Annotated in this window: 28 protein-coding genes and 2 pseudogenes; 27 read left to right on the top strand and 3 right to left on the bottom strand. The window is 65.9% G+C overall.

Annotated elements, in window-relative coordinates; all coding sequences use genetic code 11:
• The first annotated feature begins 1 nt into the window (after position 1).
• The 27 genes and pseudogenes from ACZK2G_RS12285 (at position 2) to ACZK2G_RS12155 (ending at position 18,787) form a co-directional block, all read left to right on the top strand.
• Entirely contained in the window at positions 2-1,804 is a 1,803-nt protein-coding gene (locus ACZK2G_RS12285; protein WP_478473437.1) for a hypothetical protein, read from the top strand.
• On the top strand, positions 1,801-2,976 hold the full coding sequence (locus ACZK2G_RS12280; protein WP_099605511.1) for an AAA family ATPase: 1,176 nt from the start codon (positions 1,801-1,803) through the stop codon (positions 2,974-2,976). Before ACZK2G_RS12285 ends, ACZK2G_RS12280 begins: the two co-directional genes overlap by 4 nt.
• A 1-nt stretch (position 2,977) precedes the next feature.
• On the top strand, positions 2,978-3,214 hold the full coding sequence (locus ACZK2G_RS12275) for a hypothetical protein (RefSeq protein ID WP_478473435.1): 237 nt from the start codon (positions 2,978-2,980) through the stop codon (positions 3,212-3,214).
• Positions 3,207-3,449 (top strand): hypothetical protein, encoded by a 243-nt coding sequence (locus ACZK2G_RS12270; protein ID WP_099605513.1) that lies wholly within the window; start codon positions 3,207-3,209, stop codon positions 3,447-3,449. The genes ACZK2G_RS12275 and ACZK2G_RS12270 overlap by 8 nt, the downstream gene beginning before the upstream one ends.
• Positions 3,449-3,751, top strand: a complete 303-nt coding sequence (locus tag ACZK2G_RS12265; RefSeq protein WP_478473434.1) for a hypothetical protein — start codon at positions 3,449-3,451, stop codon at positions 3,749-3,751. The genes ACZK2G_RS12270 and ACZK2G_RS12265 overlap by 1 nt, the downstream gene beginning before the upstream one ends.
• 1 nt (position 3,752) lies before the next feature.
• Positions 3,753-4,142: a hypothetical protein gene (locus tag ACZK2G_RS12260; protein ID WP_024957596.1), complete on the top strand. Its 390-nt coding sequence runs from the start codon at positions 3,753-3,755 to the stop codon at positions 4,140-4,142.
• The gene (locus tag ACZK2G_RS12255) at positions 4,132-4,407 is read left to right on the top strand and encodes a hypothetical protein (protein WP_111111857.1); all 276 of its coding nucleotides are present in this window, start codon (positions 4,132-4,134) and stop codon (positions 4,405-4,407) included. Before ACZK2G_RS12260 ends, ACZK2G_RS12255 begins: the two co-directional genes overlap by 11 nt.
• Positions 4,400-4,627, top strand: coding sequence for a hypothetical protein (locus ACZK2G_RS12250; RefSeq protein ID WP_088611135.1), 228 nt, complete (start codon positions 4,400-4,402; stop codon positions 4,625-4,627). Before ACZK2G_RS12255 ends, ACZK2G_RS12250 begins: the two co-directional genes overlap by 8 nt.
• Positions 4,624-5,103, top strand: coding sequence for a hypothetical protein (locus tag ACZK2G_RS12245; RefSeq protein ID WP_478473431.1), 480 nt, complete (start codon positions 4,624-4,626; stop codon positions 5,101-5,103). Before ACZK2G_RS12250 ends, ACZK2G_RS12245 begins: the two co-directional genes overlap by 4 nt.
• Positions 5,103-5,357: a hypothetical protein gene (locus tag ACZK2G_RS12240; protein WP_049397737.1), complete on the top strand. Its 255-nt coding sequence runs from the start codon at positions 5,103-5,105 to the stop codon at positions 5,355-5,357. The genes ACZK2G_RS12245 and ACZK2G_RS12240 overlap by 1 nt, the downstream gene beginning before the upstream one ends.
• On the top strand, positions 5,354-5,965 hold the full coding sequence (locus tag ACZK2G_RS12235) for a DUF3164 family protein (RefSeq protein ID WP_111113888.1): 612 nt from the start codon (positions 5,354-5,356) through the stop codon (positions 5,963-5,965). Before ACZK2G_RS12240 ends, ACZK2G_RS12235 begins: the two co-directional genes overlap by 4 nt.
• 1 nt (position 5,966) lies before the next feature.
• Complete coding sequence (locus ACZK2G_RS12230; protein ID WP_478473429.1) at positions 5,967-6,485, top strand: hypothetical protein; 519 nt, start codon at positions 5,967-5,969, stop codon at positions 6,483-6,485.
• On the top strand, positions 6,482-6,799 hold the full coding sequence (locus tag ACZK2G_RS12225; protein ID WP_478473428.1) for a hypothetical protein: 318 nt from the start codon (positions 6,482-6,484) through the stop codon (positions 6,797-6,799). Before ACZK2G_RS12230 ends, ACZK2G_RS12225 begins: the two co-directional genes overlap by 4 nt.
• Positions 6,786-7,691 (top strand): annotated as a pseudogene (locus ACZK2G_RS12220) (recombination-associated protein RdgC). Before ACZK2G_RS12225 ends, ACZK2G_RS12220 begins: the two are co-directional and overlap by 14 nt.
• A gap of 8 nt (positions 7,692-7,699) precedes the next feature.
• The gene (locus tag ACZK2G_RS12215) at positions 7,700-8,068 is read left to right on the top strand and encodes a DUF2528 family protein (RefSeq protein WP_478473426.1); all 369 of its coding nucleotides are present in this window, start codon (positions 7,700-7,702) and stop codon (positions 8,066-8,068) included.
• Positions 8,061-8,729 carry a hypothetical protein gene (locus ACZK2G_RS12210; protein WP_478473424.1) on the top strand — a complete coding sequence of 223 codons (669 nt, stop codon included), beginning with the start codon at positions 8,061-8,063 and terminating at the stop codon, positions 8,727-8,729. The genes ACZK2G_RS12215 and ACZK2G_RS12210 overlap by 8 nt, the downstream gene beginning before the upstream one ends.
• A complete protein-coding gene (locus tag ACZK2G_RS12205) occupies positions 8,719-8,895 on the top strand; it encodes a hypothetical protein (protein ID WP_478473423.1) in 177 nt (58 codons plus the stop codon). Before ACZK2G_RS12210 ends, ACZK2G_RS12205 begins: the two co-directional genes overlap by 11 nt.
• Positions 8,892-9,356 carry a phage protein GemA/Gp16 family protein gene (locus ACZK2G_RS12200; protein WP_478473421.1) on the top strand — a complete coding sequence of 155 codons (465 nt, stop codon included), beginning with the start codon at positions 8,892-8,894 and terminating at the stop codon, positions 9,354-9,356. The genes ACZK2G_RS12205 and ACZK2G_RS12200 overlap by 4 nt, the downstream gene beginning before the upstream one ends.
• On the top strand, positions 9,353-9,712 hold the full coding sequence (locus ACZK2G_RS12195) for a Mor transcription activator family protein (RefSeq protein WP_478473420.1): 360 nt from the start codon (positions 9,353-9,355) through the stop codon (positions 9,710-9,712). Before ACZK2G_RS12200 ends, ACZK2G_RS12195 begins: the two co-directional genes overlap by 4 nt.
• Positions 9,713-9,817: 105 nt before the next feature.
• A pseudogene (locus ACZK2G_RS12190) lies at positions 9,818-12,556 on the top strand (TonB-dependent receptor domain-containing protein); the annotation flags it as partial.
• 54 nt (positions 12,557-12,610) lie between these two features.
• A complete protein-coding gene (locus ACZK2G_RS12185) occupies positions 12,611-13,375 on the top strand; it encodes a Slam-dependent surface lipoprotein (RefSeq protein ID WP_478473419.1) in 765 nt (254 codons plus the stop codon).
• Between the two features lie 90 nt (positions 13,376-13,465).
• Entirely contained in the window at positions 13,466-14,920 is a 1,455-nt protein-coding gene (locus ACZK2G_RS12180; protein WP_136637928.1) for a surface lipoprotein assembly modifier, read from the top strand.
• A gap of 136 nt (positions 14,921-15,056) precedes the next feature.
• Positions 15,057-15,461, top strand: a complete 405-nt coding sequence (locus ACZK2G_RS12175) for a response regulator (RefSeq protein WP_046984629.1) — start codon at positions 15,057-15,059, stop codon at positions 15,459-15,461.
• Positions 15,462-15,470: 9 nt separating this feature from the next.
• The gene (locus ACZK2G_RS12170; RefSeq protein ID WP_046984630.1) at positions 15,471-17,057 is read left to right on the top strand and encodes a sensor histidine kinase; all 1,587 of its coding nucleotides are present in this window, start codon (positions 15,471-15,473) and stop codon (positions 17,055-17,057) included.
• 70 nt (positions 17,058-17,127) lie between these two features.
• Positions 17,128-17,469 (top strand): type II toxin-antitoxin system prevent-host-death family antitoxin, encoded by a 342-nt coding sequence (locus ACZK2G_RS12165; RefSeq protein ID WP_005413623.1) that lies wholly within the window; start codon positions 17,128-17,130, stop codon positions 17,467-17,469.
• A gap of 3 nt (positions 17,470-17,472) precedes the next feature.
• On the top strand, positions 17,473-18,093 hold the full coding sequence (locus ACZK2G_RS12160) for an ATPase (RefSeq protein ID WP_136637931.1): 621 nt from the start codon (positions 17,473-17,475) through the stop codon (positions 18,091-18,093).
• A 79-nt stretch (positions 18,094-18,172) separates the two neighbouring features.
• Positions 18,173-18,787 carry a hypothetical protein gene (locus tag ACZK2G_RS12155; protein ID WP_478473417.1) on the top strand — a complete coding sequence of 205 codons (615 nt, stop codon included), beginning with the start codon at positions 18,173-18,175 and terminating at the stop codon, positions 18,785-18,787.
• A gap of 84 nt (positions 18,788-18,871) precedes the next feature.
• Here the strand turns inward: ACZK2G_RS12155 and proP are convergent, their stop codons facing one another.
• The 3 genes from proP to ACZK2G_RS12140 form a co-directional block, all read right to left on the bottom strand.
• A complete protein-coding gene (proP, locus tag ACZK2G_RS12150) occupies positions 18,872-20,359 on the bottom strand; it encodes a glycine betaine/L-proline transporter ProP (RefSeq protein WP_478473416.1) in 1,488 nt (495 codons plus the stop codon).
• 260 nt (positions 20,360-20,619) lie between these two features.
• Positions 20,620-20,748: a hypothetical protein gene (locus ACZK2G_RS12145; RefSeq protein WP_282567735.1), complete on the bottom strand. Its 129-nt coding sequence runs from the start codon at positions 20,746-20,748 to the stop codon at positions 20,620-20,622.
• Between the two features lie 85 nt (positions 20,749-20,833).
• On the bottom strand, positions 20,834-21,061 hold the full coding sequence (locus ACZK2G_RS12140; protein WP_046984635.1) for a hypothetical protein: 228 nt from the start codon (positions 21,059-21,061) through the stop codon (positions 20,834-20,836).
• Positions 21,062-21,213 lie beyond the last annotated feature (152 nt).

Below are 21,213 nucleotides of genomic sequence, written 5' to 3'. Positions count from 1 at the left end.
CGTGTCCGAGGTCCTCATCCAGGCTGCGGCCAGCCAGTTGCTGGCGGCGCCGCACGGCAGCAAGGGGCGCATTGCCTCCACGCTGGCCGAGCAGCTGGGATGCTCGGTCCAGACGGCCTACCGTCACCTATCCAAGGTGACGGCAGCCCTCAAACCCCGCAAGCGCCGTTCCGACTCCGGCGATCTGGCCCTTTCCAGGGACGAGGCCGCGGCCATTGCAGCGACGGTCGAAGAAACCCGTCGTTTGACCGGTACCGGCGCACTGCCGGTCGAGGAAGCTGTGGATGCCTTGCGCGCCAACGGCAAGATCGAGGCCATGCGTGTGGACAAGGGCACCGGCGAGGTAGTGCAGCTGAGCACCTCGGCGATCTGCCGCGCAATCCGCTACTACGGCTTCCATCGTGATCAGCTGGCAGCGGCAACGCCAGCTGCACGCCTGTCTTCTCCGCACCCCAACCACCTGTGGCAGATCGATGCCTCGGTCAGCCGCCAGTTCTACCTGGCCGATGACGGCACTCGGGTGATGGACAAGCGCGAGTTCTACCGCGGCAAGCCAGGCAACTTCACCAAGATTGCCGAACGGCGGCTGTGGCGCTATGCCATCACCGACCATGCCAGCGGTGCCATCGAGCTGTTCTACGTGCTGGGCGCCGAGAGCAGCGCCAACCTGCTCTCGGCACTGATCCATGCGATGACCCGGCGCGAGATCGGCACGATGCACGGCGTTCCCAAGCTGCTGATGATGGATCCGGGCAGCGCCATGACGGCTACCAGCACCAAGAGTTTCCTGGCCGCGTGCGGCATCGAGCCGATCATCAACGAGGTGGGCAACGCGCGTGCCAAGGGCCAGGTCGAAAACGCCAATTACCTGATCGAAACGCATTTCGAGGCCCTACTCAAGCTGCGTGCCCCGGTCACCAGCCTGGAAGAAATCAACACCCTGGCCCAGCAGTGGGCGCATGCCTATAACGCCACTCGAACCCACAGCCGCACCGGATACACGCGCCGCGATGGGTGGCTGCGCATCACCCCTGACCAATTGCGCCTGGCTCCAGCCGTGGAAGTGCTGCGGCAGCTGGCCACCAGCGCGCCCAAGCCCTGCACTGTGCGCGATTGCATGATCCGCTTCCGCGCGCAGCAGTACGACGTGCGTGGCGTTCCGGGTCTCATCAACGGTCAGCGCGTGGACGTGGTGGTCAATGCGCTGGATCCGGACGGCAGCGTGCGCGTGCTGATGCGGGGCACGCAGGATTGCGCGCCTGTGCACTACATCGCTCCACGCATCGGACGCGACGATTGGGGCTTCCTGGACAGCGCCGCTGAGGTGGGCACCGAGTATCGGACTGCTCCCGAGACGCCGGCCGACGCAGCTCGCAAGGAACTGGACCGGCTGACCATGCAGGTGCAAACCGATGCCGAGGCAGCTGTGGCACGCAAAGCCAAGCGCGTGGCCTTTGGCGGTCAGGTGGATCCGATGAAGCACCTGCGCGAAGCCAACGTGACGCCGAGCCTGCCTCGCTCGGGCCGCATCGCTCAGGTCGAGGCGCCGCAGGTGCTGGCCGCCCAGCGCATTGAGCCCACGCCTATCCGGGCCGAGCTGCCGCCGCTGAACCACGTGGAAGCGGCCATGCGCCTGAAGCCCCTGCTGGAGGCGGCGGGTTCGGCTTGGACGGCTGACCACTATGCCCGCACCGCCCAGCGCTGGCCCGATGGTCTGCCGGTGGACCAGGTCGAATCCTGGGCACAGGCCTTGGCCACGCCGGAGCGTGGTGGCCTGCACCTGGTGGAAGGAGGTGCGGCATGACGCTGCGTCTGAAGCGCCTGCTCACCGATGCCGGCATCAAGCAGGGCGACTTGGCCAGCGCCGCTGGCCTGAGCCGTCCGGCCCTCAATGCCCTGATCAACCACGGCCAGTTGCCCACTGGCCGCGACCCGGCAGCGGTGCGCGCTGCCATCACTTCCTGCCTGACCCAGCACGGTGTGACCGACGCCGCCTGGCATGAACAGGAGGGGCCGACGTGCGGGAACACGCCGGCCCCGGTTTCCCCACCGCAAGACACCAATAACGACAACGACATCCACGACGAGGAAGATCCCATGCTACTGCGTTTCCAGGCATTGACCCCACAGGCCAAGCGTCACTTCGGCCTGACCACCAATCCTTTCGCTGACCCGGCCAGCGCCGAAGAGGTGTTTCTTTCGCCGGATATCCGCTATGTCCGCGAGAGCATGTACCAGGTAGCCCGTCACGGCGGCTTCGCTGCGGTGATCGGCGAGAGCGGTGCGGGCAAGAGCACCCTGCGCGAAGACCTGGTCGATCGCATCCAGCGCGAGGAGCAGGCGATCATTGTGATCCAGCCCTACGTGCTCGCCAGCGAAGGCAGCGATGCGGTGGGCAAGACCTTGCGCAGCCACCACATCGCCGAGGCGATCATGGCCGCCGTCGCACCGCTGGCCAAGCCCAAGAGCAGCCCAGAGGCCCGCTTCCGCCAGTTGCATGAATCGCTGCGTGACAGCGCTCGGTCCGGGCACAGTCACGTGCTGGTGATCGAAGAGGCCCACAGCCTGCCGCTGCCGACGCTGAAGCACCTCAAGCGCTTCCGCGAGCTGAAGGATGGCCTGCGCCCGCTGCTGTCGGTGATCCTGATCGGCCAGCCCGAGCTGGGCGTGAAGCTCTCCGAGCACAACCCGGAGGTACGAGAAGTAGTACAGCGCATCGAGATCATCACGCTGCCGCCGCTGGACAACGAGCTGGGCGCCTACCTGGCACACCGCTTCAAGCGTGCCCAGGTGCCGCTGGACAAGGTAGTGGAACAAAGTGCCATCGACGCGCTGCGCACGAAGCTGGTTCCTTCGCGCGGTGCTGGCTCGCTGCTGTACCCGCTGGCAGTGCAGAACGCGCTGACCGCCGCGATGAACCGCGCCGCCGACCTGGGCGTGCCGACCGTCACCGCAGACGTCGTGCGGGGGGTGTGACATGGCCGTTCGAACTGAGGGCTGGCCGGCCGTAGAAGGCATGGTGGTCGAGCCGATGACGGCGCAATGGCCGCTTGCAACGCGCGTTGTGGCGGTTCCCTTCGAGATGCAAGACCGTCCTGCACCGGTAAACGTGGACATCCTCCAGGTGGTGATCGTGCCGCGCGCCAACTGGGAGCGCATTACGGCCTACGTTCCGGCTGAAGTGCTTGAGCGCGAGGGGGTGGCTCGTGACTGATCGCACCGCCACCAATGGACTGCAGTACCTACGCGGCTTCGCGCATCAACTGCTGCGCGAGGCCGAGCTGCCCGATCGGCAGGTGACGGTCATGCACCGCGACCTGTTCCGCCGCGCCGGTATCGAGTGGCGCGACGGCCAGAACATGGCCTCGCTGCTGGACAGCCTCACCCTGCAGCAGCTGCGTGCACTGGTCGACCAGCTGCGCGACGGCGATGACGACGAGGAGGAATGATGGCCGTCCCGACCCTCAAGCGCTGCCGCGGTCAGGTACGCAACCGCAAGAGCCACAGCGCCCATCCCAAGCACCGCAGGCCTGTCGGCACGGTCGCATGCAAGCCGCTGTTTCTGGACGATGCTGCGGTGGCCACGCTGTACATGCTGGATCCGGTGACCAACTGCGAATACGGCATCGATCTGCTGCCCGGCTATGGCATTCAGGTCACCACCTCCAGCACCAGCAACCGTTGGTACCTGGATGCCGACGGGATCGTCGACCTGGCCATCGCCGCAGGCATTGATCGGAGGGTCGACTGACATGCAGCTGGCCCTGCTACCGCAAGAGCTGTCCCCACAGACGGTGCTTTTGCAGCTGCAGGGCCGTCGCGGCGCCGTCAACGGCATCACCGCACGCGACCTGGTGCAGCAGATCACCTCACGTACCAGCACTGCCGACGAGCGCCGCCTGCGCCAGATCATCGAGCAGCTGCGGCGCGAGGGGCACCCGATCTGCGCCCACCCGGCTCACGGCTACCACCTTGCCGCCAGTGCGGCCGAACTGGACCGCGCCTGCACCTTCCTGGTCGGGCGCGCCATGACCTCCCTGGAGCAGGTCAGCGCGATGAAGCGCGTTGCGCTCCCGGATCTGTACGGACAACTCGGGCTGGACAAGCCCGCTACCGACGAGGAATCCAACCATGAACCATGAACGCAATTCCGACGTGCTGTATGCCGCCGCCAACACCGCACGCGAGCTGGAGAACAGCGGCGTCGAGATCCTGGGCCTGCACAGCAATGGCCGTCGCGCGGTACTGATCCTGGACCGCCCGCCGACGATGGTGGGTGGCCACCTCAAGCGCCGCCAGCCCAACGGCAGCGGCGGCCAGGACCGCGTGATGGCCGCCGAGTACCAGGGCGTGCAGCTGGAGTGGACCCAGCGTCCGCCGATGCTGAAGGAGGTGGCACATGGCTGACCGTGGCCAGTTCCTGGTAGTCCCGGCCGAGTGGGTGGGCGGTGACGCCTTCACCGATCCGGCCCAGGCCATCGCGGATGCCGAGGCACGCAGCAAGGTCGACGGCAAGCACCGCGCCGTGGTCTGCGTCGTCGCCCGCACCACGCCCAACCCGGCGCCGGTTATCGTGCTGACCCGCTCCGAGGCCGGCGTCACCCAACCGCAGGTGGTTCAGCCATGAGCGCCATCCCCAGCCCCGCGCTGCAGCATGCTATCGCCCTGTCGCTGGGTGGCAGCGTGGTCCGGTCTGACGACCTGATCGACCGGGTGATGGAGCACGGCTTCCAGTACCGCGGCTACGTGTCCAACGCGGTCGCCAAGGCGGTGCGATGCGGAATGATCCTGCGCGTTGGCGAAGGGCTGGCCCGCAACTACCGCCTCAACCCCGACTGGAAGATCGACCCGACGGCGTTGGCCGCCGCGCTGGCACAGCGCGTGCGCGGCACTCGGCCGGGTACGACAGGGACGCAGAAGGCCCAATCCGCTGCTGGCGGCTACAAAGGCCCCGCCTTCGACAAGGGCCCCCTGACGCCGTCCATCGGCACCGTTTGCCAGTCCCTGGAGGATCTGGAAGGTGAGTTGCCGCCCTACCTCGGTGGCCGCCTGGTCGATTCGCTGCACAACCACTTCGATCGCATCTTCGGCGGGGTGGAGTGATGGCACGTACCGGCCGCCAGCGCTACGACCACCTTCGCGCGATGCGCTTTGCGCTGTGGGCCCGTACGCAGAACCCGCGCCAGCTCACCCCACAGCGCATTTCCGGCCTGCTCGGCATCTCACTGGATGCCGCCCGCCGCTGGCGCGCCGACTGGTTCACCGCCACCAGCCCGATCCACGTCGAAGGCGTCCCCGACGTCCTTCGACCCACTCAGCCGTTTGTCACCCCCGCCGCCCAAGGAGGCGCCCAATGACCCCATCCATTCCCGAAGGCTACCGCGAGGACCGTAACGGTCGGCTGGTGCCTGAGGCTCAGATCAAGCCGATCGATCTGGCCCGCGACCAGCTGGTGCAGGAGAAGATCGAGCGCGCCCTGCAGCTGCGCGAAGAACTGCGCACCTTCAAGGCGGACACCTTCGCTGACATTGCGGCCTTCGTGCAGCTCAGTGGCGAGCAGTACGGCGCCAAGATCGGCGGCGACAAGGGCAACGTGAGCCTGTACACCTACGACGGCCGCTACAAGATCCTGCGCGCCTGCCAGGACAGCATCCAGTTCGATGAGCGCCTGCAGGCGGCCAAGGCCCTGATCGATGAGTGCCTGAACGACTGGACGGAGGGCTCCCGTGCCGAACTGCGTACCCTGGTCAATAGCGCCTTCAAGGTGGGCCAGGACGGCAGCATCAAGACCGGCGAGGTGCTCTCGCTGCATCGCCTCAAGTTCGATGATCCGCGCTGGCAGCAGGCGATGAAGGCTATCAGCGATGCGGTCACGGTGGTGGGCAGCAAGACCTATGTGCGGTTCTACGAGCGCGACGCACGCGGCCAGTACCAGCCGATCTCTCTCGACGTGGCCGGGGTCTGACATGCCGAAGATCCGAGACACCTGCACCTTCCGATTCGACGGCGTTCGCGGCGCACTGAACGCCAACACCCTGGCGTTGGCAGTGGCGATCGCCGACCAGGCTGCACGGGCTGACGTGGAAATCCACGCGCCGGCGGTGGAGCTGGACGGGCTGCGCTTCTTCGACGCCAACTGCGGCAACATTCAGGGCGACGACGCGACCGCTGCTCGCTATGCGATCCGCCAGGCGGTGCGGTACATCGAGGCGCGCGGGGATGCACTCCCTTGGCGCCTGAAGCGTCATATCTCCCAGCCGGGCCTGCTGCACTTCGAAGAGCGTACCGAGGTCGAGGTGGCCACCTCCGGCCCGCGCCACGCGTGCGTCAACTGCGACATGCCCACTGGCACGCCGTCTTCGCCCATGTGCGGCCCCTGCGCCCAGCAGGCAGTGACTGAGATGGCTGCCGCGCTGGCCGCCGCCAACCAACGTCTGGATCTGATCCACCAGGTTCAGAAAGCCATCTGCGAGGTGCAATCGTGATCGCCTACTGCTGGGCCAATGGCCAGATCGGGTTCGGCAACAACGTGCCGGACGGTGCGATTTTCATCGCCGAAGGGAGCGACGCACAGCTACGCAAGGTGATCAGCGTCGTAGCCAGGCACGGAAAGGGACTGATGCAGGGGATGCTGGTAGTGCCAGGCGTGCCAGAGGCGCAGACGCAGCGGGAAAAGGGTGACGCACTGGGCCTCTGGTTGGCGTGGTGTTCCCAGCATCCGCGCCGCCTGCGTTGGGGTGCAATGAGCGCCGCCAACGGTGGCACCAACTCAGAGGAGAACCGCCATGTTCGTGCGTAACCTGGTGCTGTTCCGCTTCCCGACCAGCACCGACTTCTCCGAAGTGGAGACGGTGCTGCCGTATGGCGTGCTGAAGCCGGTCGGCCCTCTGGAAATGAACTCTCGCGGCTTCATTTCCCCCTTCGGCCGCGAGGAGCAGGAGCACCTGTCCTGCCGGCAGGGCGACTTCCTTTGGCTGACCGTGGGCGGCGAGGACAAGATCCTGCCCGGCGCGGTGGTCAACCGTGCGCTGGAGACCCGTCTGCAGGTCATGGAACAGGAACAGGGGCGTCGACCGGGTGGTCGTGAGCGCAAGCGCATGAAGGACGACATTCTGCACGAGCTGCTGCCCAAGGCCTTCGTCAAGAACAGCCGCCACGACGCCATCCTCGGACCTCGCCCACGGCTATGTGGCCGTGGATACCTCCAGCCGTAAGGTGGGCGAGGCCTTCGTGTCCGATATCCGAGGCCTGCTGGGCGGCTTCCCGGCGGTTCCGCTGAACGCCCGGTTGCACCGCGCTCGATCCTGACTGGCTGGATCGCTGGCGAGCCCCTGCCGGATGGCTTGTCCCTTGGGGAATCCGCAGAGCTGCGTGATCCGGTCGAGGGTGGCGCCAAGGTGCGCTGCAGCGACCAGGAACTGCGCAGCGACGAGATCGACAAGCACCTGGATGCCGGCAAGCAGGTCACCCGTCTGGCCCTGGTGCTGGATGACGCGCTGTCCTTCGAGCTGGGCGATGACCTGGTGGTCCGGAAGCTGAAGTTCCTGGACGGCGCGCTCTCCCAACTGGAGCAGGCCGATGCCGACGGCCGCCGCGCCGAGTTCGACGCCCGCTTTGCCCTGCAGAGCGGCGAGATTCGCCGCCTGTTCCTGGTGCTGGAACAGGCCTTTCACCTTTCAGCGACCCCGTGAGGACCGGCATGACCATCAAGCACTACAGAATCGAACGTAACTGGGGCGAAGGCCAGGTACAGCTGGAGATCGACCACAGCATCCTGACGCCGGAGCTGGCGACGGAAATCAACAAGTTCTGGACCGGTGCTGATGAGCGCCTCGACGAAGCCGATGGCGACGCAGTGCTCGCCGTCATCAAGATGGCGGGCGCCGAGTTCATGGGCTGGGTGCTGGACGTGAATTCCAGCTACTCGACCGAGGGTATGCAGCGTGAGTTCGATCAGCTGGAGGGCTGGCCGTCGCCCCACGGCATCCGCTTGGTCGATTGGGACGACCGGCCCGATCTCGATTCCTGCCTCATGCAGGTTGAGGAAGTGGAGGTGTCGCATGGCTGAGACCGTGTACGACGCCGCATGGCGGGCCTACAAGGCAGCGCCACGGGCCCTGGCCAATGGTCCCTCGCGCTCGGCAGTGAGGGCCGCGGTGGACGCGGTGCTGGCCTTTGCCCGCACCGAGGGCACGGTCCCTGCCTACTGGCTTGCCAGGTTTCGGCAGTACAAAGAGAACGCCTCCCTATGCCAAACGCTGGTCAAGGGAGACCTGTCCCCGACGTTGGACACCCTTGGTATTACTCCACGCCCATTCGAGCTCGTCAGCATCGAGCCGCTCTACGCTGCCTCGTCTGCGCAGGGATGGGTAGTCGCTGATGGGCAAGGCACCCGCTGGCGGAAGTGGGGCGACTTCGGTCCCGAGTGGACAGCCGACAGGGACGCAGCGCTGCACTTCGCTCGCCGCACCGACGCCGAGGCCTTCGCCAAGGAGGATGAAGACGCATGGCTGATTCAGCCGATCTTTGTGCCGACCAAGGCCCTGGAGCGGCATCACTGTGTACCGCCGATGTGGCTGAGCGAACAGATTGGAGGCCCGCTTGATGACCTGACGCCCGGTCAGGCATGGCGCGACGGCTTCAACGAGTGCCGCGCGAGGACGCTGTTGCTGATCCAGCAGGAGCTGACCGAAACCGGCAGCGAAGAGGAGACCACTGATGCACCGTGATCCGCTGACGAAGAAGAACCAGGTCGCGGAAGTGCTCAAGGCCGGTGGCCGTATCGTGCCTGGCACGCGTCCCGGCCTGCTGCAGCTGCGGGATCATGCCGGGCAGGACGTGCCGGCATGGCAGACCGCCCTCAGCGCCGCCCAGGGCGTACGGAGCAAGGCATGACCCGCACTCGCAAGTCCGGCGACGGCCGTAACCGCGTCCTGGCTGCGATCCATGCCGGCGCCAAGAAGCTCGGCCTCTCCGACGACGTCTACCGCGACCTGGTCGAGCGCGTATCCAAGGAGCACGGGGCTGCCCAGCGCAGCGCCGGCAAGTGCGATCGCCGGCAGCTCGATGCGATCGCCAACGAGCTGCGCCGCCTGGGGGGCATTCCAGCCAAGGCGGCATATGCGGCCAAGCGCTGGGCCGGTCGCCCCAAGGGTGACCTATCCCCTCAGCTGGCCAAGATCGAGGCTCTGCTGGCCGATTCGGGGCGTGAGTGGGAATATGCACATTCGGTGGCCCGCCACATGTTCAAGGTAGGACGCCTGGAATGGTGCAACCCGGATCAGCTGTCCAAAGTGATTGCCGCTCTTCAGATCGACGCCAATCGCCGCGCCCGGCGGGAGGCTCCTTCGGCATGAAGTCGATGGAGGCCCGCCGTCATGAGCTTCTCAGCGAAATCGCCGAAGTGGTGGCGGATCTGCTGAATCGTGAGCATGCCCTGCCAGACAAGGTTGCTGACTTGGTAGGAGCGGCGGTGGCCGACAGCTTGGCCGAACACTGGGGCGGACAGACCATCACATACCCGAAGGATGCACATTTTAAAGCTACTCAGCGCGAGCTCGAGATCCTACGCGCCTATCTGGCCGGTGCATCTACCGCTAAACTGGCCCATGAGACTGGAATGCACGAACGAAGCATTCGCCGGTTGATCCGCCGGGCTCAGGATCGAGCTGGCGGACTGGATCAGCTGGATCTATTCCGCACAGCACCCTGATTGCACCAGGCGCAATGGCCTTTCATATCGATCCGCCATTGCCAGCTTTCTTCCGGGGTCTTCCGGCTAGATATCTCGCATTCCCCCCTGATATATCCCACCCCTGAACAACTGGACGTGGCCGGTCGCCTGCAGTCGGAAGGGGGCGAGGCCCGCGATCGGCGCGGCTACGATGATGTGTTCGCGCTGGACCTGACCACGGCGTATTCGGGGCGCGACCGGGTGGAGCGCTATCGCGGTTCCAATCCGGCCGACGTGGTCAAGGATCTGGTCGGTGTGTTCAGTGGAGACGCCCGCAACAGCGGTGCGCTGGACGTCAACATCCGTGGCATCCAGGGGCCGGGGCGGGTGCCGGTCAGCATCGACGGTGGCGAACAGGCGCTTACGGTCTGGCGCGGCTACAACGGCGTCAGCAACCGCAACTACATCGATCCCAACCTGATTGGTGGCATCCAGGTCATCAAGGGGCCAGGGCTGGTGCGCGATGTGCACAGCGGGATCGGTGGCGCGCTGGTGATCAAGACCATCGACGTTGACGACATTGTTGCTGCCGGCGAACGCTTCGGCGGGGAGCTGAAGATCGAAGGCAGCAGCAATGCGGTGGCGCCACGCCTGCCTCGCCTGCACACCGGCGAGGACTACCGAACCGTAACGGGCTTCCCGCAGGGCTCGCCGAACTCGCCCTATGACGACCGCACCCTGATGGTGCCGGTGAAGTCGCGCAGTAGCAACAACCTCTTCGATGGCGAGGACCAGGCCTGGCGCCTGGCGCTGGGCGTGCGTGGCGACAACGTCGACCTGATGGCCGCCTACGCCTGGCGCAAGCGCGGCAACTACTTCTCCGGGAGCAACGGCAGCGCCTACTACGACCAGGACCGGCGCGAGCAGTACGAGTACCAGGGCATCGACTACATCACCACGCTGGCGCGCTATTTCAAGCCCGGCGATGAGGTGCCCAACACCTCCAGCGAACAGGAGTCGTGGCTGGTCAAGGGAACTTGGCAGATCAATGACGAGCAGCAGCTGAAGGCCACCTGGCGGCGCACGCTGTCGCACTATGGCGAGATCATGCCGTCGCGGATACTGTCCGCGCCGGACTACGGACGAATCCAGTGGCCGCTAAGTCGGGTTGCGTCCGATGCCTGGAACCTGGAGTACCGCTTCCAGCCGGCCGGCAGCCGCTGGCTGGACCTCTACGCCAACCTGTGGCGCACTGAGACGGACAGCGATACCTACACCGCAGGCGGCTTCCCGAACTTCGCTCCCGGCAATCCGGACTGGAATGCCGGGGCCAGCCCGATCCTGCGCAACACCGCGCTGGCGAATGCGAGCAACGACCGAACCGGCCTGACCCTGAGCAACCGCTTCGCCCTGCATTCCACGCTGGACCTGACCGTGGGCGGCAACTGGCAGTACGAGAAGCTGGGTTCGCGTGACCCGTATTTCGGCCCGTCCGATGGCTGGCGCATGTACCCGCGCGCTGGCCGTCGCCAGGAAGGCGAGGGCTACCTCAATCTGGAATGGCGTCCGGTCGACTTCCTTGCTTTCAACGCCGGCGTGCGCTACAGCCGCTACTGGGCCTTCGATGATTTCCTGCAGGCGCATCCGGAGCTGCTGACCAAGGGCGTGGGCAGCAAGGAGGCGACCTACCGGACGAATGAGCTGCCCGAGCGGCCGGCCAGCCTGCAAGCGCAGATCGATGCACTGGAGGCCGAACGCGAGTTCTGGGAGAGCATCGGCATGGGTTCGGTGGTTGACGATGCACTGCATGGTCTGCTGGCGTACTACGAGACGCCGCAGGCGGTGGAACATCGGCTTCCGTGGTTGCCCGATGGCAACGGCAACTATGCCCGTGCGACCAACCCCTGTCTCAACGGCCAGGTGGCGGTCATACCCGGCGTGCTGCCGATCTACCCAGGCAGCGACCTGGTCTGCAATATCGGCAACACCATGCAGTCGCGGCCGGTGGACGGGCGCAATGACCGCCGCCGCGATCACGCGTGGTTGCCTACTTTCTCGGCCACCGTGAACCTGTCCAAGGCCGCGCGCGTCTACCTGCGCTACAGCGAAGCAGTGCGCTTCCCCAGCATGTTCGAAAGCACCATCGCTTTCTCCAGCAGCCTCAACCCGCTGTACACGCTCAAGCCCGAGCATGCCTACAACTACGAGCTGGGCTACGTGCACAACCTGTCGGGCCTGTTCGGCAACACGGCCGATGCCGACGTCAAGCTGGCCTATTACGTGCACAAGACCCGCAACGTGATCGAGCGCGACGCCTACTTCCTGTTCGACAATATCGACAAGCAGACCATCCGCGGCATCGAGCTGCAGGCACGCTTCGACAACCGGCGCTTCTTCACCGACCTGGGTATTTCGCGCACGCTGGAAAACGAGGTGTGCGACGAAAGCACGGCAGTGCTGCTGGATGCCAACCGTGGCCTGGTTCCGAACTGCGTGCAGGACGGTTTCGTCAGCGGCTACCTGCTGACCCAGGCGATTCCGAAGTTGTCGGTGAACCTGTCGCTCGGTACGCGCCTGTTCGATGAACGGTTGGAACTGGGCAGCCGCATCGTGCACTACCAGCGCCACGAAAACCCCGATCTACAGGCCTATCGCGACCGGTTGCTGGCCGGTGGCAGCAGCCTGCTGTGGCAGAACGTGCCGTTCACCTGGGGCAACATCACCACCGTCGATGCATACGCGCGCTGGCGTTTCAACGAGCACGCCAGTGTCGAGCTGGTGGGCAGCAACCTCGGCAACCGCTACTACGTCGACCCGGCCACGCGCTCCACGCTGCCGGCGCCGGGCCGCACCCTCAAGCTCGGCTTCACCGCGCGCTTCTGACCTCCCGCTTTCAAGCGTTGTACCCGTAGTTCCCACAACCCAAGGAGCAATACCATGAAGATGATCTCCCGTTCGGTTCTCGCCGTTGCTGCCACCTTTGCCCTGGCCGGCGCCGCGCATGCCGCTGACATCGTCGGTGCGGCCAGCCCGGTGACCGACGCCGAACTGTACGTCGCCGTCGGCGAATCGCAGGTCAACGGTGGCCCGCACAAGGCAGGCAAGGCCGGTATCGGCGTCGGCACCGTCTCCAACGCCAAGCCGGTCGATTTCCAGGGCCTGAGCCTGTACTCGGGCACCACCACCGTCAATGGTACCGCTGTGCGCACGCTGGCCATGCCGATCACCGGCGCACCGGGCAGCCATGCCGGCATGGGCCACTTCAACTTCGTCAAGGTTGGCAGCGGCGATGTGTGGTTTGGCGAGTGGTCCAAGGATGGCGCCGCTGGTGGCTTCAACAACCGCCAGGTCTACTTCGTCGGTGACCGTGCCGGCACCACGCTTCCGGCCGGTGTGGCCACCTACAGCGTTGCGGGCCTGAACAAGTTCAACGGCAGCAACCTGCTGTCGGGCACCTTCCGTGCGGACTTCGGCAGCGGCAAGCTGCTCGGCGGCCTGACCGGTGGCGGCCTGGCGATCAACGTCAACGCCAACATCAACAGCGCCAATGCGTCGTTCGCCGGTTCGGCCACTGCCAACGGCAGCGTTGCTGGCACCACCCAGGGCCAGTTCTTCGGCGCCAACGCGGACGCCCTGGCCGGTATCGCCACCTTCAGTGGCAACAGCCAGTACGACACCGCCTTCGGCGGCAGCAAGAACTGATTGCCACGCCCCTGACGGGGCAGGGCAGGGGCAAGCCGCGATCCGCCAGTCCCTGCTTCGGCCCGCTGCATGCACCACCACGGATCGACCATGCGCCACTCCATCTTCCTTGTCGTTCTGCTGCTGGCGGCCGCCGATGTGCGCGCACAGCAGGACGATCTTCGCCGCGTGCTCGAACAGGGCACCGACCTGCGTCACCAGCAGCAGGACCAGCAGCGCCTGCAGCAGGCCGAGTCGGAGCGGCCGACCATCACCATCGACGGCCAGACGCTGCGCGTGGAGCGCACCGTCGATGATCTTGGCCAGGCTCTCTACCTGTCACTGCAGCATCAGCAATGGCAGGCCGCCGCTGCGTTCCTCGATGAGTACATCGAACTGCCCGGCCATGACCCACTGCTGCGCCACTATGCGCAAGGGGCGCTGGCGCGGGTGGCGGGCGACCATCGCCGCGCGGCGAAGGAGTACGAAGCACTGCTGGTGGCGCAGCCGGACTTCCTGCCGGCACGCCTTGAACTGGCGCGTGTCTACGCAGAAGACCAGCGCGATCGCGATGCGGTCGCGTTGTTCACGGCCATCGCTGCGGGCATCAATGCCGATGATCCGGCCACGGCCGGCGTCCGCGCTCGCGTGGACGGCTACCTGAGTGCCCTGCAGGCGCGCCAGCGCTGGAAAGGCGCGCTGTCCGCCGGCCCGGCATGGAGTGACAACATCAACCGCAGCTCGGCCAGTCGCACCTGCCTGTTCGGCGTGGGCGACGCCTGCATCATCGAACGGAAACTGCCCGACGCCCAGCGCGCGGCGGGCCTGGACTACGACGCCAGCCTGGAACGGCGCTGGGTGCTCGGCGGGCATCATGGGCTGTACGTGCGCGGTCTCGCCTTCGGTCAGACATGGCGCGGGCAAAGTGCGTACAACGAGCTCAATGCCAACGTGCAGGCGGGTTACAGCTGGCGTAGTGCACGGCAGACCGTGCTGCTTGCCCCCAGCTATGACTACCAGGGCCTGGGCAACCATGCGCTGCAGGGCGGCAGTGGCGTGCACGGGGAATGGCAGTACGCCCTGGATGCACGCAGCCTGCTCAAGCTGGAGGCCGACTGGAAGCGCCAGCGGTATCGACAGCAGGGCCTGGCCAGCAACTACGACGGCGAGCTGGCATCGTTGTATGCCACCTGGTTCCGCGCGCTCAACCCGCGCTGGACGGTTTTCGCCGGGCTGGATGTCACCGACAGCAGCGCAGCCGACCCGGCCAACGGCTACCGCCAGCGCGGCGTGCGGCTGGGCGCGGCGCGGCAGTGGATCGGCACCACGGCCACCGTATTCGTGTCGCTGCGCCATCGCGACTACGACACCTGGAGTCCGCTGCTGGAAGCACGGCGTGAGGACAGCGAACAGAACCTGATCGCCATCGTCCGCAGCGAGCGCCTGGCCGTGGCCGGGCTGGTGCCCAGCCTGAGCCTGCGTTATGCCCGCATCGACAGCAATGTCGACTGGCTGTACAGCCACGACCGCAGCCTGCTCAGCCTGAAGTGGGAGCGGGCCTTCTGAACGCGCCGCTGCAATGCCGCGGTGAACGCGCCGTGGCCGCGACCTTCATCCATCATCACGCGCCCTTGTAGCCCGGTTCGCGCATCCTGCGGGCGTTGCGGCAGAGGTGGGCCGCGTGTATCGAGGAGCGCCGGTCGTGCTGGAAGCGGGCAACAAACCAGAGGGCCTGAAAGGGCTGCGTGTACTGGTGGCGGAGGATGAATTCGCCATCGCGATGTTCCTGGTCGACTATCTGGAGCTGAAAGGCGCACAGGTGGTGGGGCCGGCGGGTAACCTGCAGGCGCTGGGGCAGCTGGTCGATGCCCATCCGATCGACGTGGCCCTTCTGGACATCAACCTCGGTGGCGAACAGGTCTATCCGTTGGCGGACCGCCTGGCCGAGGCCGGTACCCCGTTCCTGCTGACCTCCGGCTACGACGACAACCTGCCCAGCCGCTTCGCCAGCGCGCCGCGCTGTACCAAGCCTTATCACATCGAAGCCCTGGTGCAGCAGCTGGCCGGGCTGGTGGCGACGCCGCAGGTCCCTGCGGGCATCGCCTGATTGCGCGGCATGTCGCGCCGTCCTGAAGGCATTCACGCCGCCGAGCTGCGTGGCGGAATGCCACCCACGCCGCGCCCGCACGCGCGCCACGATGGCATGGCCGCGCGTATCGCCCGCCATGACTGGTCACGCAGCCCGTTGGGCGCGATCGAGCAATGGCCGCCGCACCTGCGCGCCACCGTAGATCTGATGCTGGCCCACGGCTTCCCGATGATCGTGTTGTGGGGCGAGCAGCTGGTACAGCTCTACAACGATGGTTACGCCGAGATCCTGGCCGACAAGCATCCTGGCGGGCTTGGGCAGCCGACCCGTGAATGCTGGCCAGAGGTCTGGCACATCAACGGTCCGCTCTACACCCGTGTATGGCAGGGCGAGACGCTCACCTTCGAAGACAAACTGTACCCGCTGGTCCGCCATGGGCGCCTGGAAGACGTCTGGTTCACCATCACCTACAGCCCCATCCGTGGCGAAGAGGGGCGGATCAACGGGGTGCTGGTGACCATGTTCGAGACCACCGCGGCACACATGGCGCTGGCCGCGCGTGAGCGTGAGGAGCTGCGGCGGCGCGAGAGCGAACGGCGCCTGGAACTGGCCTTCAGGATGCTGCCGGTGGGCCTGTGCATCGTCGATCTGCAGGGCCGCATGCTGCTGTCCAATGATCAGATGCGCGCCTACCTGCCCACCGGCAAGGTGCCTTCCAGGGACGCGGACAACCAGCATCGCTGGCACGGCTGCCATTCCGATGGCACCCCCATTGCGCCGGACGACTTCGCCATTGCGCGGGCGATGCGCGGCGAGACCGTGGTGCCGGGGCTGGAATTCCAGTACCTGCACGATGATGGCCGCGCACGCTGGACGCGGGTCGCGGCCGCTCCGTTGCGTGACGCCGACGGTGAGGTCAGCGGCGTGTTCGCCATCGCCGTGGACATCGATGATCTCAAGCGTGCGACCGAGCGCCAATCGGTGCTGTTGGCCGAACTGCAGCACCGGGTGCGCAACATCATGTCGACCATCCATGCCATCGCCTGGCGTACCCGCGAGTCGGTCGGTAGCGTGGATGAATATGCCGAACGCCTGTGCGGGCGGCTGATGTCACTGGCGCGCACGCAGAGCCTGCTGACCCGTGGTGCCAACGCGGGGGTGTGCCTGCGCGGCATGCTGGATGAGGAGATCGCGGCGCAATCCCCGCCTGCTGCGGTCTACCGCCTGCAGGGCGAGGACGTGCTACTGCCACCGAAGGCCGCTGAAGTGTTGTCGCTGGCCATCCATGAGTTGGCCACCAATGCGCTGCGGCATGGTGCGCTGACCCATGAGGATGGGCATATCGACGTGTCCTGGCACCTGCAGGTGCAGGAAGGGCAGCCGTGGCTGGGTCTGCACTGGTGCGAGCGCCATGCCGAGGTGGAGGACTGGGAGTTGCCCCGGCAGCGGGGCCTGGGCCGGTCCCTGATCGAGCAGCGCGTGCCCTATGAACTGGCCGGCAGTGGCGAGCTGCGCTTTGGCGCACAGGGCCTGGACGCCTGGATCCGCTTCCCGCTGCGCGAGCGCGACAGCCTGTTGCAGACCGACGCTCCCCAGGCTGGAACAGGCAGGTGAATGCCATTAATCCCCAATTTGGCCAAATTGGGTATAGTGGCCATAGTCCACTTCTGTCTGGAGCCGTGCCATGACCCTGCCGCTGGATCTGCCTGGCCTTGAGAAGGCCCCGGCCTCGTCGGTGAAGACCCGGGGCTGGCCGAGCCTGATGCGCACCGTGCGCGAGAAGCAGGCACTGGTCATCACCAACCATAATCATCCCGAAGCGGTGATCGTGGATATCCGCACGTATCAGGAGCTGCTGGCCAAGGCCGCCGGCGGTGATGCGGGTGAGCGCAGCGAGGAGCTGCTGCGCCTGCGCGGTGAGTTTGACCAGACCCTGGCCAGCCTGCAGCGCGGCGAAGGGCTGGGCAAGGTGCTGGGCCAGCCGATCCGTCGCGGCCGCAAGGTCACCCTCGGCCGTCCGCTCTGATCTATGGGGCGGATCCTGGTGCTGGCCGGCGTCAACGGCGCCGGCAAGAGTTCGTTGTTGGGAACCTGGCTGGAAGCGGAGGGCCTGGGCTGGTTCAATCCCGATTCTTTCACCCGGCGCCTGGTCGAGGCCGGCTGGCCGCTGCCCGAGGCCAATGCCGAGGCCTGGCAGGAAGGTACCCGCCGGTTGCGCCAGGCCATGGCCGACGGCACGGACTTCGCCTTCGAGACCACGCTGGGTGGCAACACCATTCCACGCCTGCTGCGTGAGGCCTGCGAACACCATCACGTTGCGATCTGGTTCTGTGGCTTGGCCACGGTCGAGCTGCATATCGCCCGCGTTGCGGCGCGGGTGGCGGCTGGTGGTCACGACATTCCAGTGGAGAAGATCCACGCCCGTTTCGATTCGGCACGCGAGAACCTGCTGGAACTGCTGCCACACCTGGCCGAGCTGCATGTCTACGACAACAGCGCACCGGCTGATGCCGAGGGCTGCGTCGAGCCGCTGCCGGTGCTGGCGATGGAGCGCGGCCAGCTGCAATACCCGGTCTCGGTGGCCGAACTGCTGCATACGCCTGACTGGGCCAAGCCGATCGTGATGCGTGCGATGGAGTTGAACGGATAGGGCCAGTACTTCCTGGCAGAGGGTCACAACAGGGCTGGTACGATTTCGCTACGCTGTTCGCACATTCAAGGAGGGTGTCATGCAGGGATCCGCAACGTTCCGCTCGACCCCGATCCGCCTGACGCTTGCAGCGCTGGCGCTGTCCTGCATGCCGGCGATGGCCGCGTCGCCCGCCGCCAAGCGACCATCGCCGCCCAGCCTGGTGCAGGCCTTCCACGCCGCCGAAGCCAACTTGCGGCTGATTCCCGGCGACGACATTGAATCCGATTTCCGTCCGGTGTGGAGCGCTGTTGCCGACCTCGATGGCGATGGCCGTGCCGAGGTCGTGTATTTCTACACGTCCGACTACAGTGGCGGCAGCTTCGCGCAACGCAATGTGGTGGCGGTGATGACGGTGCTGACGGCGAACGATCCGCGCGGCCAGGAGAACCCGAACAGCCTGTCGCCGGTGGAAGCAGAGGACTATGCCGCCATCCGCAGGTATGGCTATGGTGACGACGCGGCTGAACAGATTCCAGGCGCCATCCGCGCGATCCGCATCCAGGGTGATCGCATCATTGTCGATTTCACCGTCAGTGCCGGGGCGACGGTCTGCGAATGGAAGAGCCCGAATCGCCACGTCTGTCCGCCGGATGGAAACTACACATGGACGCTGCGTTGGACGCCGGGGAAGCTGACCCGCATCAAGAAGTAGCGCCAGGTAGCGCCGGGTGTACGCGCCCGGCGCCACTGGCCCCTTAGATCCACGCCAAGCGAGGATCGCGTTCTGCGCCCAGCCTCAGGCCGGTTTTACCTGCTCAGGCTCTGCAGACTCCGGCAGCGGCGGCAAGGTCGGGTCCACCGTCACCGGCACATCGCTCTTCAGCAGCGCAGCTGCTTCGCTATCGCTGCCCACCGCCGGCGGTGAGCCGCGCAGCGGCAGGCCGGCGGTTTCCTTCACGAACAGCATCGTGATCAGGCCGATCACCGCCGCGCCCATCAGGTAGTAGGCCGGCACCAGCGGGTCGCCGGTACGTTCCACCAGCCATGCGGTGACCAACGGCGTGGTGCCGCCGAACAGCGACACCGAGACGTTGAAGGCGATCGACAGCGCGCTGTAGCGCACCGGTGTGTAGAACAGTGCCGGCAGCGTGGACGGCATCGAGCTGGTGAAGCACACCAAGGCCAGGCCCAGCAGCATCAGGCCGAGGAAGATCATCCAGTCGTTGCCGCTGCCGACCAGCAGCAGGCACGGAATGGCCAGCACCAGCAGCGCGATGCAGGCGCCGATGATCATCGGCCGGCGGCCGAGCCTGTCACTGAACAATCCGCCGACGATGTTCAGCGGCATCATCACCAGCATCACGATGATGATCAGCAGCAGGCCTTTGCTCTCGGCGTAGCCCATGGTCACGCTGAGGTAGCTGGGCATGTAGGTCAGCAGCATGTAGTCGGTGACGTTGAACACCAGCACCAGGCCCATGCACACCAGCAGCTGGCGGCCGTGTACCTGGAACAGTGCAGCCAGCCCGGGGCGATCATGCTCGCGTTTCTCGGCTTCCTCGGCAAAGGCGCGGAACGCCGGGGTCTCTTCCAGCTTCATGCGCATGTACAGGCCGAGCAGGCCCAGCGGGCCAGCCACCAGGAACGGAATGCGCCAGCCCCAGTCCAGCATCTGTGTGTTGCTCAACAGCATGTGCAGTGCGGTGACCGTACCGGCGCCGGCGATGTAGCCGCCCAGCGTGCCGAACTCCAGCCAGCTGCCCATCAACCCGCGGTTGCGGTCGGTGGAATACTCGGCGATGAAGGTGGCCGCGCCGCCATATTCGCCACCGGTGGAAAAGCCCTGCACCACGCGCGCCAGCAGCAACAGCACCGGCGCCCAGATGCCGATGCGCTCATAGGAGGGAATCAGGCCGATCGAGAACGTGCCCAGCGCCATCAGGATCATGGTGAACGCCAGCACTCTCTGGCGCCCGTAGCGGTCGCCGAGCGGGCCGAACACCAGGCCGCCCAGCGGGCGCACCAGGAACGCCACGGTGAAGGTGGCGAACGCGGCGATTACCTGTGCGGTGGGGTTGCTGGACGGGAAGAACACCTGGCCGATGGTGACGGCCAGATAGCCGTAGACACCGAAGTCGAACCATTCCATCGCGTTGCCGAGTGCGGCGGCACCGACGGCACGCTTGAGCATGGGCTTGTCGACGACGGTGATCTCATCGACCTTGAGGTGGCGGCGGCGTTTGAACCAGCCAAAATGGGCATGGGAATCAGGCGTGTCCTGCATGGGGGCTCCCTTGTAGGTATGGAATAGGGGATGGGCGATGTGATGTGTCCCGGAAATCGGAAACGGCGATGCAGGCGCAAGTGGCGCAGGGGCATCGGAGCGCGGCGTGGGGGCCGGGGAATGTGTGCAGGCACAACGCCACGCGCACGGCAAAGCACCGCCGCAGGGGCGGAAACGCAGCAACGGGATCACACCGGCAGCGCAGTCAGCGGCCGGGTGTCACAGCAGCGTGGGGGATGCAGGCAGGGGGCCTGCGGGCGTCAGCCGCCGGGATCCAGCGCGAGGCGATGGAAATTCAGGGCGGGAGCAATCGTGGCAAGCGAAACGCCGGTCGGCAGTGCTTTCCACGTAACAGGTTCGCCCGTCACGTAGTGGGTCGTGTCGATCATCCGTTCATGATAGCGGCATCGGCGTGAGCGTGCAGCGAAGCGGGCTGATCTGCACGCTGTGTTCCACGTCGCCTGTTCAGATGGCTCAGGCCGACTTTGCCATCAATCCAAGCACAGTGCAGACCACCGCCACCGCACCCGGCAACGCCAGCCGCCGCGTAATCAGTGCGGCACCAACCACCGTCAACACCGAGAACATGATGGCGAGTGAGAACAGCGGTTGGCCCTGCAGGAACTGATGGATGCACCCTGCGCAGCCGAGGATGGCCAGGCTGGTGGCGAAGTAGACGTGGAACAGTGAGCCAGCGTGCACAGAGGTTCCTCGCGATGATGGAGGCCATAGCGGCAGGCCGCTGGACAAATTTAGGGGGGATTGCAGATTGCGATGACCGGATCACATCCTGTAGGCGCGCCGGTGACATCGATGTGCATAGGGTGGAGCACACAGCAACTTTTTCTGACTGA

It is taken from the genome of Stenotrophomonas sp. 107298_Sma (assembly GCF_056480345.1).
The sequence above is the reverse complement of the archived record's forward strand: the minus strand, read 5'-3'. Positions and strand labels throughout refer to the sequence as shown.

What these genes read in the sequence shown, in the direction of transcription:
- ACZK2G_RS12215 (WP_478473426.1), top strand. Translation starts at nt 7,700, where the DNA reads ATGACCATCAAGCACTACAGAATCGAACGTAACTGGGGCGAAGGCCAG.
- ACZK2G_RS12245 (WP_478473431.1), top strand. Translation starts at nt 4,624, where the DNA reads ATGAGCGCCATCCCCAGCCCCGCGCTGCAGCATGCTATCGCCCTGTCG.
- ACZK2G_RS12185 (WP_478473419.1), top strand. Translation starts at nt 12,611, where the DNA reads ATGAAGATGATCTCCCGTTCGGTTCTCGCCGTTGCTGCCACCTTTGCC.
- ACZK2G_RS12240 (WP_049397737.1), top strand. Translation starts at nt 5,103, where the DNA reads ATGGCACGTACCGGCCGCCAGCGCTACGACCACCTTCGCGCGATGCGC.
- ACZK2G_RS12235 (WP_111113888.1), top strand. Translation starts at nt 5,354, where the DNA reads ATGACCCCATCCATTCCCGAAGGCTACCGCGAGGACCGTAACGGTCGG.
- ACZK2G_RS12265 (WP_478473434.1), top strand. Translation starts at nt 3,449, where the DNA reads ATGGCCGTCCCGACCCTCAAGCGCTGCCGCGGTCAGGTACGCAACCGC.
- ACZK2G_RS12275 (WP_478473435.1), top strand. Translation starts at nt 2,978, where the DNA reads ATGGCCGTTCGAACTGAGGGCTGGCCGGCCGTAGAAGGCATGGTGGTC.
- ACZK2G_RS12280 (WP_099605511.1), top strand. Translation starts at nt 1,801, where the DNA reads ATGACGCTGCGTCTGAAGCGCCTGCTCACCGATGCCGGCATCAAGCAG.
- ACZK2G_RS12260 (WP_024957596.1), top strand. Translation starts at nt 3,753, where the DNA reads ATGCAGCTGGCCCTGCTACCGCAAGAGCTGTCCCCACAGACGGTGCTT.
- ACZK2G_RS12200 (WP_478473421.1), top strand. Translation starts at nt 8,892, where the DNA reads ATGACCCGCACTCGCAAGTCCGGCGACGGCCGTAACCGCGTCCTGGCT.
- ACZK2G_RS12170 (WP_046984630.1), top strand. Translation starts at nt 15,471, where the DNA reads ATGTCGCGCCGTCCTGAAGGCATTCACGCCGCCGAGCTGCGTGGCGGA.
- ACZK2G_RS12165 (WP_005413623.1), top strand. Translation starts at nt 17,128, where the DNA reads ATGACCCTGCCGCTGGATCTGCCTGGCCTTGAGAAGGCCCCGGCCTCG.
- ACZK2G_RS12145 (WP_282567735.1), bottom strand. Translation starts at nt 20,748, where the DNA reads ATGATCGACACGACCCACTACGTGACGGGCGAACCTGTTACGTGGAAA.
- ACZK2G_RS12180 (WP_136637928.1), top strand. Translation starts at nt 13,466, where the DNA reads ATGCGCCACTCCATCTTCCTTGTCGTTCTGCTGCTGGCGGCCGCCGAT.
- ACZK2G_RS12250 (WP_088611135.1), top strand. Translation starts at nt 4,400, where the DNA reads ATGGCTGACCGTGGCCAGTTCCTGGTAGTCCCGGCCGAGTGGGTGGGC.
- ACZK2G_RS12205 (WP_478473423.1), top strand. Translation starts at nt 8,719, where the DNA reads ATGCACCGTGATCCGCTGACGAAGAAGAACCAGGTCGCGGAAGTGCTC.
- ACZK2G_RS12155 (WP_478473417.1), top strand. Translation starts at nt 18,173, where the DNA reads ATGCAGGGATCCGCAACGTTCCGCTCGACCCCGATCCGCCTGACGCTT.
- ACZK2G_RS12195 (WP_478473420.1), top strand. Translation starts at nt 9,353, where the DNA reads ATGAAGTCGATGGAGGCCCGCCGTCATGAGCTTCTCAGCGAAATCGCC.
- ACZK2G_RS12210 (WP_478473424.1), top strand. Translation starts at nt 8,061, where the DNA reads ATGGCTGAGACCGTGTACGACGCCGCATGGCGGGCCTACAAGGCAGCG.
- ACZK2G_RS12160 (WP_136637931.1), top strand. Translation starts at nt 17,473, where the DNA reads ATGGGGCGGATCCTGGTGCTGGCCGGCGTCAACGGCGCCGGCAAGAGT.
- ACZK2G_RS12255 (WP_111111857.1), top strand. Translation starts at nt 4,132, where the DNA reads ATGAACCATGAACGCAATTCCGACGTGCTGTATGCCGCCGCCAACACC.
- proP (WP_478473416.1), bottom strand. Translation starts at nt 20,359, where the DNA reads ATGCAGGACACGCCTGATTCCCATGCCCATTTTGGCTGGTTCAAACGC.
- ACZK2G_RS12230 (WP_478473429.1), top strand. Translation starts at nt 5,967, where the DNA reads ATGCCGAAGATCCGAGACACCTGCACCTTCCGATTCGACGGCGTTCGC.